We start from the raw sequence: 14,703 nt of genomic DNA on the forward strand, positions 1-14,703 counted from the left end.
CGGGCGAGGTCGAGCATGCGCGGGCCGAGCGCGGCGAGCACCCGCGCGGGGCGCGGCTCGTCGCCGCCGGCCGCGAAATAGAGCGACGCGTCCATCGCGTCCAGGTAGGACCGCATGTGCGCGAGCGGCTTCTCGTAAACGCGGTTGCCCGGGCGCAGCCCCTCGACCAGCGGGCCGTGGCTGACCCCCAGGCCGGTCAGGAATCGGCCCGGATATGCCTGGGTCAGGGTGCGCGACGCGGCGTTCGCCGCCATCGCGTCGCGGGCCCACACGTTGGCGATCCCGGTCGCGGCGACCATCCTGGGCGCGGCCTCCAGGATCAGCATCGCCTGGGTGAACGCCTCACGGCCCACGGCCTCGCCCCACCACAGCGCGCCGTAGCCCAGTGCGTCCAACTCGGCGGCCGTCTCGCGCAGTCGCGATACGGGAAGGAAGTCGAGCCCGGCGGCCCACAGACCGACCCGGCCGAGGTCGGGAACGGGCTGGTGCGCTGTCCGCTGCTCTTCGGTCGACGACACGTGCATACCTCCGCGAGATCTGTAACGGTGTAACAGAAGGACCCTACCGCCGGAGATGGCCGACCTTTGGTTCCGGCGGAACCACCGACACGGAATCATGGTCATGCCATACGAGCCGTTGCCGGATCCGTCGGAGACATCGTGCAAAGTCCGCTGTTCAATCACGCAGTGAATCAGTCCTCGGAGCGATACAGCCTGCAGAACGCGCACATGCTCCGGGTTTTGCTCTCGCCGGAGGTGGGCACCGAGGTGCTCGCCCGCAAGGGCTCGATGGTCGCCTACCAGGGCAACGTGCAGTTCGAGGGCGCGTGGCAGTCGGGCGCCGAACTGCGCGCGGGGGCCGCGACGGGCGACATGCTGGACCTGATGCGGTGCCACGGCCACGGCACGGTCTACCTCGCCAACCAGGCCCAGAGCATCCACGTACTGACGCTGAACAACGAGGCGCTGATCATCGAGGACGAGAACGTCCTGGCCTTGGACGGCACGCTGAACTGGGGCGTGATCCAGATCGACGCGGGCTACAACGTCGGCGGCATGGGCGCCTACTCGATGCAGATCGGCGGCAGCGGTCGGATCGCGATCACCACGTCGGGCCACCCGCTCGTGCTGCGCGCCTCGCACGACCGCGAGATCTTCGCCGACGCCGACGCGGTCATCGCATGGACCGCGGGCCTGCACACGAGCCTCCAGGCGCAGACCACGTCACAGCGCATCTGGCGCCGCCGCCGCCAGACCGGCGAAGGCTGGACGATGGCTTTCATGGGCGAGGGCTACGTCGTGGTCCAACCCAGCGAGGTCCTGCCGATGAACGCCACCGACCTCCAGGGCAACTGGTTCGGCATGGGCCACAACGGCGCCCAGAACAACACCTGGGCCGCCCCGGGCAACCCCCACGGCCCCTACGCCCCACCACCGCGCCACCATGGTCCCCCGCAGGGCCCATACGGCCCGCCCCCAGGCCCTTACGGCCCCCGCTGACCCCGGCCCCGAGACCACCCCGAGCGAAGCCGGCCCCGTCCGGCGCTTGAAGACACCCGAACCGAACGGCACACACCCAACCCGACCGACACCAGCCCGTCCGGCGCTTGAGGACGCTCCACCCGAACAGCGCTCAACCAACCACACCGCACCCACAGCCGGCCCGGCGCTCGACGACCAACCCGAAACAGCACCCACCGAAAGCACCACAGCCCCTCCGGCGCTTGAAGACACCCGAACCGAACGGCACATACCCAACCCGACCGACACCAGCCCGTCCGGCGCTTGAGGACGCTCCACCCAAACGGCGCTCAACCAACCACACCACACCCACAGCCGGCCAGGCGCTCACCCGACCCGACGCCCGGTCCGCACCTGACGACGCCCTCGGCCACCCGGCGCCCAGGAGGGGAACCCCTCCCCCTCACTTCCCCTCACAAAAAGGTGCCGTCCTCCGCCGCAGGCACCCCCGCGGGGGGCGCCCCGTCCCCCTCCACACCCTGCCGCAACATCAGCGTCAACCTGATCCCGCCCCACAGCCCTTCCAGCCACCCGATCAGCTGCGCCTGCACTATCCGCAGTTCGGCGAGACTGGGCGTGTCCACGCCGGCGAACGGCTCGGTCAGTCGCTCCAGTTCCTCGTACAGATCGGGCGCGAGCGACCGCCGCAGTTCCGGCAGCGAACGTTCGTAGACGGCGCGCACCCGGTCGCGCCCGGGCTCGTCCAAGGGCGCGTCGCGCAACTCCTCCAGCAGGTGGCGAATCATCTCCGCGACCCGCATGACGCGGTCGGGTGCCGGAACGAGTTCGCCCAGCGGACGCTCGTCGTCCGCCTCGTTGGTGGTGGTGACAATCGGATCGGCCATGGGCCGCGCCTACCCTTCGCCACACGTCGAAAACGCCGTGCCGGCCGGCACACGGGGTCGGCTCCGGGTCATCCCCGCGTACGCAACGACGGCGGGATCGTCCCGTCGTGACGCCGCGAAAACGACGCCGAAGAGCCCGGATCCCCCGGTCGCGGCTCCCCGTGTTCCTCCGTCACGGGGTGCCCGCGCCCCGCGTCGTCCTCGGGCAGTGCCTCCGGCGCCGACCGGCCCCCCACGGCCGCAGGCGGCGCCACAAGCGTCATGGTGTCCGTCGCGCGCTCGGCCCGGGCGCGTGCCTTGGCGGCGCGCAGGACCACGATCACCCCCGCGAGGAAAATCAGATACACGGCCACTCCGACCACCAGCCAGGTCAGCCAGGTCAACACGGCCCACTCCCCACGCAACTCGTAGCTCGCTCACTCAGAGCTATCAGTCGAAATCTACCCGTAAGCGCTCCGCGCCCAACGCGTCTCGGGCGTCCGACTCGTGCGGATTTCGTGGAGAACCTGCAAACGAGAACCCGCAAACGACCCTCCGGCCGGGCCGACGTCGCCCGGGCCGGCCCAAGATCGATTCCCGTCACCACGACGACGCTCCAACCACCACGAGAGTTCCCGGACCGTACACACGGCCTGCCGCCACCGCGACGCCTGCCCCGCCGGGCCGATTCGAGACCTCCGACTTGGAGACATCCGACAGCGCTCGGGCACGAGCCACCCCGTCGGCGAGCATCTCGCCACCCCTACTCGTAGTACTTCCGGACTACTGCAAGGCGGCACTCCGAGGCGGGACGCCGACCACCGCACCCTGCCCATAACGTCGTCGAGCCGTACACCGCGAGAGGCGTCCCGCCCGGTCCGCGACAAGGCGGCTTCTCTAGGGTGGATCTCGTGAACAAGCAGGACACGGCGGAACGACTCGGACGAGCCCTGCAGGCGGTGCCGCGCAACCTGCGCGAGGACCTGTGGACCGCCGCTCTGGCTCCGGTGCCGAGCAGCGGGCAGCGATCTCCCTGGCGAGACTGGCTGCCGACGTTCCTGCTCCTGCTCGTCCCGTGCACGGCCACGGTCGCGGTCTTCAACGTGAACGGGCTCGCCGCCGACTACGGGTACAACCAGCGAACCGCCCTGCTGCTCGGCCTGATCCAGTCGGTGGCGCTCGTCACCGCGGTGTTTCGGCCGGTGGCCTCGTGGTGGGTCGCGACGATCGTCATGGTCGTCGTCGAGGCGGGCGCGGAGTTTCCGCTCGGCCGCGCGATGTGGTTCCCCTGGACCATTCCCGGGATCATCGTGCAAACCTGGGTGCTGTTCCTGTTGGCGCTCCGACTCCGGCTCCGGGTCGCGGTCGCCGCGCTGGTGATCAGTCTCGTGGCCGGACGGGCAGGCACGGGCCCGACGTTCGAGGGCCAGGTCGACGGACTCGTTCGCGCCGTCACGCTGTTCACCCTCGCGGTCGTGGTCGGTGCGCTCTTGCGCAGCCGCCGGGTGGCCCGCACCCAATTGGTCGTCCAAGAGGAGCTCACCGCGGAGGAACGCGGCCGGCGCACGCTCCTGGAGGAGCGCAACCGGATCGCCCGCGAACTGCACGACGTGGTCGCGCACCACATGTCGGTGATCTCCATCCAGGCGCAGGTCGCCCCGCACCTGGTCGACAACCCGTCCGAGGAACTCAAGGAGAACCTCGCGGGCATCCGCCAGAACGCGGTCGAGGCACTCACCGAACTGCGCCGCGTACTGGGCGTCCTGCGCTCCGAGGACACCCCGAGCGAGCGCGCCCGGCACGCCCCACAGCCCACCCTCGGCCGTCTGGACGAACTGCTCGACAACGTCCGCGGCGCCGGCCTGACGGTCACCTCGGAGAGCACCGGGGCGCCGCACCCGCTGCCACCGGGCGTCGAACTGTCGGCATTTCGCATCGTCCAGGAGGCGCTCAGCAACGCGATGCGGCACGCGCCCGGAGCACACGTACGGGTGGGGATCGGCTATCGCCCCTCCGGGGTCACCGTCCGGGTCGCCAACACGGCGCCCGCCCGGCCCGTCCCGCCGTCGCCCGGCCCCGGCCACGGCTTGTTGGGCATGCGTGAGCGCGCCGCCATGCTGGGCGGCGAACTCGCCGCCGGCACCACCTCCGACGGCGGCTGGGAAGTCACCGCGATCCTGCCCGCCGACTTCTCGAAACAGCCCGTCGAACCCGTTGAGGACACCCGATGACGCCCATCCGCGTGCTGATCGCCGACGACCAGATGATGGTCCGCCAAGGCTTCACGGTGCTGCTGAACGCCGAGCCCGGCATCGAGGTCGTCGGGCAGGCGGTGAACGGTCTCGACGCCGTCGACAAGGTCGCCGAACTCGCCCCGGACGTGGTCCTGATGGACATCCGGATGCCCGAACTCGGCGGCATCGAGGCAACCCGCCGCATCACCGAACCTGCCGACGTCGACGTCAAGGTGCTCGTGCTGACCACGTTCGACCTCGACGAGTACGTGTACGAGGCGCTGCGCGCGGGCGCGTCCGGGTTCCTGTTGAAGGACGCGTCGGCCGCCGAACTCGCGCACGCCGTACGAGTGGTGGCGGCCGGCGACGCGCTGCTGGCGCCGAACGTCACCAAGCGCCTGATCGCCGAGTTCTCCCGGATCGCGGGCACCCCCCGCGCGCCGCTCAAGGACCGCGTCGGGAGCCTGACCGAACGCGAGACGGAGGTGGTTTCGCTGATCGCCCAGGGCATGTCGAACGCGGAGATCGCCGGCCACCTGGTGGTGGCGGAACAAACCGTGAAGACCCACGTCAGCCGAACCCTGGTCAAACTGAACCTGCGCGACCGCACTCAGGTAGCCGTCTTCGCCTACGAAACCGGCCTGGTCCGCCCGACGGGCTACTGAACGGCGACTCCGGCAGCGGTCCCAACCTGTACGGCAAAGTCACGGTGTCGCAAGAAGAACCGACGGCGAAACGGGCAGGCCGGGCACGGGGGACGGTGGAAGAAGGAAACCAGTCAGGCGAGCACAGCGAGAGGGCGAAGCCGGACACGAGAAGCACGGCGTTGCTTTTTTCTAGAAGCCGGCTCGCGAAGCACCACTTTTTTCTCCCCCGCTTCGCTCCTCCTAAAAAAGCGGCACTCCGCTCGCGACTTCGGGTCCCTCCGCTTCGCTCCGGGCCCCGAAGTCTCACTGAAAAGCGCGGCTCCGCCGCTCTCCTCGCTGCGCTCGTCGAACACCGCACGCAAGCCGATCAGTGGGCGCTGACGCGCCAAAACCGCAACCAAGTCCCGCTCCCGGGCAAGGCCCCCCCGTGGGCGCAAAGCGCCACCCGCAGCCGCGCCGCGAGGCCGGACCACGCCACCGCAGCGCCGTAAAACCGCAGCCCACAAGCGAACGCAACGGGTGGTGCGGGTGGGAACACCCGACCAAACCAAGACGCACCCAGCGCCCAACCCCCAACGCCCCACCGACCAACCCCAACCCCCAGGGCCATGCGGCCACGAGGGTCGTGTTCGCCGGCCCCCCGGAGGGGGACCGTACAGGCGTGCGCCCACGTCATGCTCCCGCACGCCCTGCCCGTGCCCCGGGCCCGGAAGGAAAGCATGGCGTGTCCGCACGGCTCGTACACACAACACGTGGGAGGGGTGATGGGGTGTCGGGAAGGGAACGCAGGGATGCCGCGGCCGAGACACTCGCGGCGGGGATCGCGAGTCGCACCGAATTGTTCGGGGGAAAGCTTCACTACGACAGCGGCTACAACCGGCACGAGCACGCCGCGGCCGAGTCCTCGTTCGTGGCCACGTTTCGGCGGTTGCCCAGGCTGATCTCGCGATCCTTCAAACTTGCGTGGGCCGCCGACCGGGCCGCGCTCGTCGCGGTGGCGGTGGCGCAGATCGGGCAGGGCATCGCCGCCGCGTTCGGGCTGCTCGCGGCCAATCAGGTGCTGATCCAGCTCTTCGCCGGCGGGCCCACCCCCGACCGGGTCCGGGCCGCGTTGCCCGCGCTGTTGTCCGTTGCCGGCGCCGGCATGGTCGCCGTCCTGCTCACCGCCGTGACCACCGCCGCGACCGGGCGGCTGGAGCCCAAGGTCGAGCGAACCGCCGAGGTCGAACTGCTGCGTCGGGTGATCCGAGTCGAGATGACCACGATCGAGGACGCCGAGTTCAAACGCCTGTTGCAGTCCGCGCGCTTCGGCACCGACGCGACGCGACGCATGGTCAGCTACAGCATCGCGGTGGTCAACGCCCTCGTCGCGCTCGCCGCGGCGGGCAGCGTACTCGCGATCCTGCACCCGCTGCTGCTGCCGATGCTGTTGCTGATCATCGTGCCGGAGGCGTGGGGAACGGTACGGTCCGCGCGCCGCCGCTACCGCTCGGTACAAGCATGGCTGGACCACGCGCGCGGCCAGAACGAGATTGCGTGGCAGCTCGTACAGCGCGGTCCCGCGCAGGAAGTGCGCGTGCACGGGGCCGGCGAGTACCTGCTCGACCACTACCGCCGGATGGCCGCCGCGAGCGAGGCCGAACAGACCCGGCTCGCCCGGGCGCAGGCCGGGACCGACCTGGCCACGTCCGCGCTCTCGGGCGTGGCCACCGGCGCCACGTACGTGCTGCTGGGGTGGCTGTTGCTGTCGGGACGCGCCGAACTGGCCGCGTCCGGGACGGCGGTGATCGCGATCAGGACCGGAACGATGAACCTGGCCACGCTCGTACGCCAGGTGAACCAGCTCTACGAGAGCAGCCTGTTCTACCTCGACCTGGAGGAGGTGTGCGCCGAAGCGGACCGGCGCGCGATTCCGCAGGGCGGTGTCAGGGTCGAACGCTTCCCCGACCGGGTGGAGGTCGAAGGGGTCACGTTCACCTACCCCGACCGGGACAAACCCGCGCTCGACGACGTCACGCTCACCGTCGAACGCGGCCAGATCGTCGCGTTGGTCGGCGAGAACGGATCCGGCAAGACCACGCTCGCCAAGCTGATCGCCGGCCTGTATCGGCCCGACGCCGGCCGCATCACGTGGGACGGGGTGGACCTCGTGGCCGCCGACCGCGCCTCGGTGTTCGAACAAGTCGCGCTCGTGCCCCAGGACTTCACCCAGTGGCCGTTCACCGCACGAGCCAACGTCACCATCGGCCGCCCCCGTTCGGCTTCCCCCGAGGAGGCGCTCGACCGTGCGGCCGACTACGCGGAGACCGACCGCGTCGTGGGCGATCTGCCCAAGGGCTGGGACACCCTGCTCGACCGCGGCTTCACCGGCGGCGTCCAGTTGTCGGGCGGCCAATGGCAGCGGATCGTGCTCGCGCGGGCCCGTTTTCGGGATGCGCCGCTGCTGATCTGCGACGAGCCGACGGCCGCGCTCGACCCGCGCGCCGAGATCGAGGCGTTCGACCGAATCCGCGAACTCGCCCGCATGGGCATGACGATCGTGTTGATCACCCACCGGCTCGCGTCGGTGCGCCACGCCGACCGCATCCACGTACTGGACCACGGCAAGCTCGTCGAGCAGGGCACCCACGCCGAGCTGCTGGCCGCGGGCAACCTGTACGCCGAGTTCTTCAACCTCCAAGCCGCCCAGTACGCGACGGAAGTGGACGAACCGGCACCGTGAGCGGGGCTGCTCGCACGCGTGTTCGCACCGTGCCGGCGGCTTCGCCCACGAGGCTCGAAACCGGTGCCCCGCAGTGCCCCACGGGTGTGCTCGGACGTGTTTGGATGGGGCCTCGCGTCGGGGAGGGAGCGGCCATGCGATGTGTAGTCCTGGGGGCCGGGGCGATCGGCAGCGTCCTCGGCGCTCGGCTCGCGCAGTCGGGACACGACGTCTACGCGGTGGGCCGCCGGGCCCACGTCGACGCGATCACCGAACACGGTCTGCGAGTCGCCTTTCCGGACGGCGAGGATGTCGTACGCCTCCCCGCCGTCGCCACGCTCGACGAACTCGACACGCTGCTCGACTGGTCCGACGTGGACGCGGTCGCGCTGTGCGTGAAGTCGCAGGACACCGAGGCAGCGGTACGCGAACTCGCCCGGCACGTCGATTCGTCGATGCCGATCCTGTGCGTGCAAAACGGCGTGGCCAACGAGGACGTCGCCCTGCGCCGGTTCGCGAACGTGTACGGCGTCCTGGTCGCGTGTCCGGTCGCCCACCTCGAACCCGGCGTCGTGCGCGCCTATTCGTCGCCGGTCACCGGTGTCCTCGACATCGGCCGCTACCCCTTCGGTCGGGACGCCTTCGCGGCCCAGGTGTCACGTGTCTGGTCGGGGGCGGGCTTCGCGTCCGAAGTACGCGCGGACATCACCGCGTTCAAGTACGGCAAGCTCGTCACCAACCTCGGCAACGCGGTCGAGGCCCTGTGCGGATCGAGCGCGCGCGGCGGCAATCTGGACCGGCTCGCGATGGACGAGGCGCGCACGGTGTTGTTCGCCGCCGGCATCCACGCCGAGTTCGCGCCGGTGAGCGCGCTGGTCCAGGTCCGAACCGTGGCCGGTGAGCGGCGTCCGGGCGGGTCGTCGTGGCAGAGCGTGTTCCGGCACACCGGTGGAATCGAGACGGACTACCTCAACGGCGAGATCGTCCGGATCGGCCGGATGCACGGCATCGCTACCCCGGTCAACGCCGAACTCCAACGCGCGGCGAACCGACTCGTCGCCCGGGGCGGCGAAGCCGGTTCGGTGTCGGAGCTGGACCTGCTGCGCGCGGTCGTGGACGGGCGCGGACCACAGCGCTGAGTGATCGTGGCGTGTCGTACGTCGTGTGGTTCGGGATTCGTGGATCGGAGATCGACGCATGGCGCTTGGCACTGTGACCCGAGGCTCGTGCTTCGCGGTTCGTGTGCCTTGTTGGTCGTGCGTGGTGGTTCGGTGCGATACGGGGCCGGTGGTTGCGTGGAAAAGGCGGTGACCGCAGTGCCTCGGGCCGGCTAGCCTGACGGGGCGTCACAACGTGACGCCGCAGCGGTAGTACACCGCATGCCCGCCACGTCACCAGCGTTGTCCACCGCGAAGGGAGCGATCCGATGGCCTCCGACGGTGCGTTCGGTAACGGTCGCTTCGCGGGACCCGCGGGCTCGACCGAGCTCGCGGACTTCGCCGAGCCGGCAGATCTCGCCGAACCTGCGGACTTCGCCGAGCCGTGAGGCCGCGCCGCATCCATTGCATGTTCCCAGGGGAGCCACACCATGACCGACACCCACACAGTGTCCGCGCCACCCGGATCGCCTTCCCTGGAGGAATGCCTGGCCGTGCTCGGCGCCCTGAGCGATCTCGCCCCGGACGCCCCCGAGCGGCGCGAGATCGAGCGAGCGCTCTCGTCCTTCATCCGTTCCGGGCGCCATCGCCGTCGGGCGGAGCAACGCGAACTGCGCACGCGTGAACGCACCATCGTGACCCAACGCACCGCGACCGGCGCGGCGGACCGGGTCGAGGACCTCCCGCTCGACGACACGGGACTGCCGTCGTACGTCGGCACGGTGGAGGCGGGACTGCGCTGCTACGTATGCAAACTCCCCTACCGACACGTGGACGGCTTCTACCATCTCCTGTGCCCCACGTGCGCCGTCGAGAATCGGCAACGGCGGCGTGCGCGCACCGACTTGACCGGGCGGCTGGCGTTGGTCACCGGCGGCCGGGCGAAGATCGGCTACGAGTTGGTGCTCAAGCTGCTGCGCGACGGCGCCGAGGTGATCGTGACGTCGCGGTTCCCGCACGACACCCACGAGCGGTTCGCGGCGGCGCCCGACCACGACGAGTGGGCGGACCGGCTGCGGGTCGAGGCGATGGACCTGCGAGACATCGGTGCGCTGGTCGCGTGGTGCGACCGACTCGTCGCGGCCGGGCGGCCGTTGGACATTTTGGTCAACAACGCGGCGCAGACGATACGTCGGCCGGCCGCGTCCTATGCGCCGCTGCTCGCGGCGGAGCGGGCCGCACTCGGTTCGGACGCGTTTCGGTTCGCGCTCGACGGGCCGTTGCCCGGTGCGGGGGATCTGTGCTCGGCGAACACGTCGTCCGCCGATCTGGTACTGCCGCTCGATGCGGCCGGTCTCGTCCCGGACGCGAGTCCCACCAACTCGTGGTCCAAACGCGTCGACGAGGTCGATGCGCTGGAGCTCTTGGAGGTCCAACTCGTCAACGTGACGGCGCCGTTCGTACTCGTGAGCCGGCTGCTCCCGTTGCTGCGCAAGTCCCCGCGCGAGCGGCGGTACATCGTCAACGTGTCGGCGGTGGAGGGCCAGTTCGGGCGTGCGTTCAAGGCGCCGGGGCACCCGCACACGAACATGGCCAAGGCCGCGCTCAATATGCTCACCCGTACGAGCGCCGAGGAATTGGCCACGCGGGGCGTGTACCTGACGAGCGTCGACACGGGATGGATCACGGACGAGAAGCCGCTGCCGGATCGCGAGCGGGTCGCCTCGGCGGGCTTTCGCACGCCGCTCGACATCGTCGACGGCGCGGCCCGCGTGTACGACCCGATCGTGCGCGGGGAGTCCGGCGAGGCGTTGTTCGGGTGCTTCCTGAAGGACTACCGGGTCGCACCCTGGTGATCGTGCCTCCGGCGCGGGGTGCGGGAGTGGCCTCCTCGCCGCCCCGCGCCGGGGTCGCGCGATCGGGGGTCGGCGGCCGACATCAGTCGGCGTCGGCCAGGATCAGGTACAGCCGCTTGCGCGTGTCCGTCACGACCTCCAGCGCCTTGGCCCGCTGAGCCTCGGTACCGTTCATCATGAGCTGACGCAGCGCGTCGCCGATGCCGTGCATCGCCGTGCGCAGGTCGTGGACCGCCTCGAAGTCGACGCCGCGACTCGCGTCGTCCCAGGGTTTGGTGCCCTCGGGGATGTTCGCGGCCTCGGTGCGGCCGGCTTCGGTCAGCGTGAAGAGCTTGCGGCCACTGCCCTCGGCACCCTCGATGACGCCTTCGTCCTCAAGGAGCTGGAGCGTCGGGTAGACCGAGCCGGGGCTCGGCTTCCACACACCGCCGGTGCGCTCGCCGATCTCCTGGATCATTTCGTAGCCGTGCATCGGCCGCTCGGTCAGCAGGGCCAGGATCGAAGCCCTGACGTCGCCGCGCCGTGCGCGACCCCGCCCTCGGCCTCGCCCACGCCCCTCGGGACCGCCGCGGCCTTCCGGCCCACCGTGGCCGTGACGGTGGCCCCACGGGCCGGGCCCGGGCGGACCCCACGGACCGAAAGCGGGGCGGTTCTGTCGTTCATCGCCCCATTGGGGGCGTCCTTTGCGGTGCATCACGTTTCTCCTGATGTGCTGTGTCTTCTCCCGTTCGGGATCACCGTTTTTCCGTAGCGAACCCTCTTGAGAGTATCGCGATCGTTCGCGATGGCTCAACGATATATCGGAAGAGGACACATGTGCAAGCGCTCGCGATCGCCGATTCGGGTCCGCTGTCATTCGATCGAGGCGTTTGACAGCGGACCCGGTGGTTCCGGTTCGGCTTCGCTTCGGGCAACGGGGCCGGGGTGGGGTTCCGCTGCCGAAGCCGCCCCCGGGATACTCGCCCGCGAGTGCCCGCCCCCGAGCACGGGCGATCCGATTCCCGGCCGGACGAGGTCGACGAGGTCGACGCTCCGGACACGGCCGACAAGGCTTGCCTATCCGGGCAGTCCCCGGAGCAGGCCCTCCAGGTCGCGTTCGCCGTCGCGGGTCTGGGCGCCGTGGGTCAATCCGCCGCGGATGAGACGCTCGGCCTCGGGGCGAGCGAACTGGTTCGCCCAGGCGTCGTGTTCCCGTCGCAGACCCTCGGCCAGGTCCTCGGGGGCGATGGCGCGCTTGGCCGCCGCGATCACGCCCTCGGGCAGGGCGGCGATGTTGCGGGCGAGGCGGTCGACGACGTCGTCGAGTTCGTCGGCGGGGACGGCCCGGTTGACCCAGCCGTAGCGCTCCGCGGTCTCGGCGTCGTACAGGTCGGCGCCCAGCACCGCCTCCAGGGCGCGATTGCGACCGACCCGTCCGGCGAGGTACTGCGTGCCCCCTCCGCCGGGGACGATGCCCATGAGGGCTTCGATCTGGCCGATCCCGGCGCGGCCGATCGCCGCGAACGTCATGTCCGCGGCCGTGACGAACTCCGCCCCTCCGCCGCGCGCGGTCCCGGCAAGCTTGACGATGGTCACCTGGGGTTGGTGCCGGAGGAGTTCCCCCAGAGCCTGGAAGACGTTGACGCCGGCCGGAAGGTCGGCCGCGAACTCGTCGAAGGCGTCCGGCGTGTCGATGAGTGACATGTCGACGTGGGCGATGAAGAAGTCCGGGTCGGCGCTGTCGAACACGATCACCCGAACCGAGTCGTCGTCGCGCAGCACGGTCAACAGGTGCCGCAGATCGGCCATCAGGGCGACGTCCAGGACGTTGACGGGCGGGTTGTCGAGGGTGACACGGGCGATGCCGTCCTCGCGGCTCACCCGCAGGGTCGCGTAGGCGTCGTGGTTCATGAAGATCTCCGATCGGTACCCGATACGCATCCAGGTTCCTGATGCATACTTAGAATCCGATGGTGGGTGACCCGCGTCAATAACGCACTTTCGGCATCGCAAGGATCGCGAAGGATACCTACATGGCCACTTTCGAAACCGGCACCGACACCGTCTACCGGTCCGACTGCCCCAGCCGCCCGATCCTCGACCAGATCGCCGACAAGTGGTCGATGATGGTGATGGCAGTCCTCGAGAAACCCCGTCGGTTCAACGACATCAAACGCCACCTCGAGGGCGTGACCCAGCGGGTGCTGACCCAGACCCTGCGCCGCCTGGAACGCAACGGGATGATCGTGCGCCGGGTCCTGCCGACCTCACCGGTCGGAGTGGAGTACTCCCTCACCCCGCTCGGCGAATCCCTGCGGGAGCCGTTCGGCCGGTTGTACGCCTGGACGGTCGACAACACGGACGAGATCCGGGCGCACCAGGCCGATTACGACCGACGCGTCCAGAGCTGAGAAGGCTCGCCCGAGAACCCCGTCGTCCCGAAGCCACCGACGCGCTCCGGGCGCCGCTCGGGCGTGCCCGGTTCCCGAATCGGCGAGCGGCAACATCATCGCCGGCAACGGTGAGCGGCGGAAACCGGTGAAGCGGTGACATCGGGGCGGCGGGCGCACTCGTGGGCGGGGCCGTCTTCCGGTCGACGGGCGACCCATCACGCATGAGCTTAAAGTGATCAGGCAAGTGCATTTTGTGACAATCCTAGTCAAGGAGAACTCATGCGTATCCGACTCGTCTCCCTCGTCGGCGCCCTCGCTCTGGCCTGCGCCCTGGGCGCCGCCGGCACCGCGACCGCCTCCACCACGTCCGGCGAGGGCAGCGGCGGTGGCACCTACCAGAACTGCATCAAGGACCAGAGCTTCCTGGCCCTGCTCAACCTGAACCTGGAACTGCTCAACCAGTGCACCGGGAACCAGGTGAACGGCTCCTAGCCAGAGCCTCGAAACACCGAGTGCCCGCCACGATCGTGACCGTGGCGGGCACTCGGCCGTTCGACGACGGACCGGAGCGGATCAGCCGAGCATGCGGGTGGTGTCCGCCGGTCGATCCCCGTGGGCCACGGCGTCCAACGGCTCGAAAGCAACCGGGCGACCCATGCCCCACGGGCTCGGCGGCTCCGTCGAACGGGCGAGAAACGCCGCCGCACACACTGCGGTGACAGCTCCCGCGCCCAGCGCGATCAGACCCCGCGCATCCGCTGCCCAGCCGCCCACGTCCTGCCCGGGGGCCAGTCGCGCCACCAGACTGGTGGCGATCGTCGCGCACCCCGCCGCCAACGCCGCCAACCGGGCGACGCGCCCCGCGCGCACGGCCGTGACCCCGGCCAGGAACAGACACACCAGGCCCACCAGCGCCAACCAGAGGGCCGCGTACGGAGGCGTGCGGACGCTTGAGGGAATGGCGCTTCCCAACGCCAACCCCGACACTGCCAGACCGACCGCGCCGGCCCAGCGCAGCCCTGTCCCCGCTTCGACGACGGCCGACGGCGATCTCGCGGGCGGCGCCGCGGCCGCGAACGCCGACGGTGCGGGAGCGACGGAACCGGAGCCCTTGGGGCCGTGCGGCACACGTGGGTCGGGCTCCGCCACGGGGCGCCTGCCCTGCCCGGCGTGCGTGGGATCACTCAACAGCTCCGCCAACAACACGAGGTCGCTCACCGGCCGCCTCACCGCGACCTCCCGCAACGCGTCCTCGGCGGCCATCCCCGAACAGTCCCCCAGAATCGCGATCATCCGCGCGACGTCCGGGACCGGCCGATGTACCGCTGCCAGACGCAACAACCTCTCCGCCGTGTCGTCCGAAGGCGCCCGGCCCGGGTCACCGGGCACCGCGCCACCCGGACCGTCCGGCGCCCTCACACCCGCCGGCGCCGCTGCCGGAGGCGCCACTGC

Annotated in this window: 13 protein-coding genes and 1 pseudogene; 8 read left to right on the forward strand and 6 right to left on the reverse strand. The window is 70.2% G+C overall.

The genetic code is table 11. The annotated features are described in order from the left end of the window. On the reverse strand, positions 1-518 hold a 518-nt coding region (locus tag GT354_RS00535; protein ID WP_346011762.1), incomplete at its 3' end, for an LLM class flavin-dependent oxidoreductase. A 168-nt stretch (positions 519-686) separates the two neighbouring features. On the opposite strand from GT354_RS00535, the gene GT354_RS00540 reads away from it, so the two are divergent. Next, positions 687-1,499, forward strand: coding sequence for an AIM24 family protein (locus GT354_RS00540; protein WP_346011763.1), 813 nt, complete (start codon positions 687-689; stop codon positions 1,497-1,499). Between the two features lie 434 nt (positions 1,500-1,933). On the opposite strand, the gene GT354_RS00545 is transcribed toward GT354_RS00540, so the two are convergent. Together GT354_RS00545 and GT354_RS00550 are read right to left on the reverse strand one after the other, a co-directional pair. Further along, entirely contained in the window at positions 1,934-2,365 is a 432-nt protein-coding gene (locus tag GT354_RS00545) for a proteasome activator (RefSeq protein ID WP_161354143.1), read from the reverse strand. A 68-nt stretch (positions 2,366-2,433) separates the two neighbouring features. Further along, complete coding sequence (locus tag GT354_RS00550) at positions 2,434-2,751, reverse strand: hypothetical protein (protein WP_161354144.1); 318 nt, start codon at positions 2,749-2,751, stop codon at positions 2,434-2,436. Between the two features lie 504 nt (positions 2,752-3,255). On the opposite strand from GT354_RS00550, the gene GT354_RS00555 reads away from it, so the two are divergent. From GT354_RS00555 to GT354_RS00575, 5 genes are all read left to right on the forward strand, one after another. Next, complete coding sequence (locus tag GT354_RS00555; RefSeq protein ID WP_346011764.1) at positions 3,256-4,575, forward strand: sensor histidine kinase; 1,320 nt, start codon at positions 3,256-3,258, stop codon at positions 4,573-4,575. Continuing rightward, positions 4,572-5,243: a response regulator transcription factor gene (locus GT354_RS00560; RefSeq protein WP_161354145.1), complete on the forward strand. Its 672-nt coding sequence runs from the start codon at positions 4,572-4,574 to the stop codon at positions 5,241-5,243. Before GT354_RS00555 ends, GT354_RS00560 begins: the two co-directional genes overlap by 4 nt. 751 nt (positions 5,244-5,994) lie before the next feature. Continuing rightward, positions 5,995-7,947, forward strand: a complete 1,953-nt coding sequence (locus GT354_RS00565) for an ABC transporter ATP-binding protein (protein WP_346011765.1) — start codon at positions 5,995-5,997, stop codon at positions 7,945-7,947. A 134-nt stretch (positions 7,948-8,081) separates the two neighbouring features. Continuing rightward, the gene (locus GT354_RS00570) at positions 8,082-9,065 is read left to right on the forward strand and encodes a 2-dehydropantoate 2-reductase (protein ID WP_161354146.1); all 984 of its coding nucleotides are present in this window, start codon (positions 8,082-8,084) and stop codon (positions 9,063-9,065) included. Positions 9,066-9,514: 449 nt separating this feature from the next. After that, entirely contained in the window at positions 9,515-10,879 is a 1,365-nt protein-coding gene (locus tag GT354_RS00575) for an SDR family oxidoreductase (protein ID WP_161354147.1), read from the forward strand. Positions 10,880-10,961: 82 nt separating this feature from the next. On the opposite strand, the gene GT354_RS00580 is transcribed toward GT354_RS00575, so the two are convergent. Continuing rightward, a complete protein-coding gene (locus tag GT354_RS00580) occupies positions 10,962-11,573 on the reverse strand; it encodes a PadR family transcriptional regulator (protein ID WP_161354148.1) in 612 nt (203 codons plus the stop codon). 362 nt (positions 11,574-11,935) lie between these two features. Beyond that, the gene (locus tag GT354_RS00585; protein ID WP_161354154.1) at positions 11,936-12,769 is read right to left on the reverse strand and encodes an enoyl-CoA hydratase/isomerase family protein; all 834 of its coding nucleotides are present in this window, start codon (positions 12,767-12,769) and stop codon (positions 11,936-11,938) included. 122 nt (positions 12,770-12,891) lie between these two features. Here GT354_RS00585 and GT354_RS00590 point away from each other — a divergent pair, with 122 nt between their 5' ends. Both GT354_RS00590 and GT354_RS00595 read left to right on the forward strand, forming a co-directional pair. Beyond that, a complete protein-coding gene (locus GT354_RS00590) occupies positions 12,892-13,269 on the forward strand; it encodes a helix-turn-helix domain-containing protein (protein WP_161354149.1) in 378 nt (125 codons plus the stop codon). A 261-nt stretch (positions 13,270-13,530) separates the two neighbouring features. After that, positions 13,531-13,743 (forward strand): hypothetical protein, encoded by a 213-nt coding sequence (locus GT354_RS00595; protein WP_161354150.1) that lies wholly within the window; start codon positions 13,531-13,533, stop codon positions 13,741-13,743. A gap of 81 nt (positions 13,744-13,824) precedes the next feature. On the opposite strand, the pseudogene GT354_RS00600 reads toward GT354_RS00595, so the two are convergent. Continuing rightward, positions 13,825-14,703: pseudogene (locus GT354_RS00600) on the reverse strand (hypothetical protein); the annotation flags it as partial.

The sequence above is a fragment of the Streptomyces sp. SID3343 genome (assembly GCF_009865215.1).
Classification (GTDB): Bacteria; Actinomycetota; Actinomycetes; order Streptomycetales; family Streptomycetaceae; genus Embleya.

Excerpts from the sequence above, each read along its gene's own strand:
- GT354_RS00545 (WP_161354143.1), bottom strand. The coding sequence starts at position 2,365 with ATGGCCGATCCGATTGTCACCACCACCAACGAGGCGGACGACGAGCGT.
- GT354_RS00560 (WP_161354145.1), top strand. The coding sequence starts at position 4,572 with ATGACGCCCATCCGCGTGCTGATCGCCGACGACCAGATGATGGTCCGC.
- GT354_RS00570 (WP_161354146.1), top strand. The coding sequence starts at position 8,082 with ATGCGATGTGTAGTCCTGGGGGCCGGGGCGATCGGCAGCGTCCTCGGC.
- GT354_RS00575 (WP_161354147.1), top strand. The coding sequence starts at position 9,515 with ATGACCGACACCCACACAGTGTCCGCGCCACCCGGATCGCCTTCCCTG.
- GT354_RS00580 (WP_161354148.1), bottom strand. The coding sequence starts at position 11,573 with ATGCACCGCAAAGGACGCCCCCAATGGGGCGATGAACGACAGAACCGC.
- GT354_RS00585 (WP_161354154.1), bottom strand. The coding sequence starts at position 12,769 with ATGAACCACGACGCCTACGCGACCCTGCGGGTGAGCCGCGAGGACGGC.
- GT354_RS00590 (WP_161354149.1), top strand. The coding sequence starts at position 12,892 with ATGGCCACTTTCGAAACCGGCACCGACACCGTCTACCGGTCCGACTGC.
- GT354_RS00595 (WP_161354150.1), top strand. The coding sequence starts at position 13,531 with ATGCGTATCCGACTCGTCTCCCTCGTCGGCGCCCTCGCTCTGGCCTGC.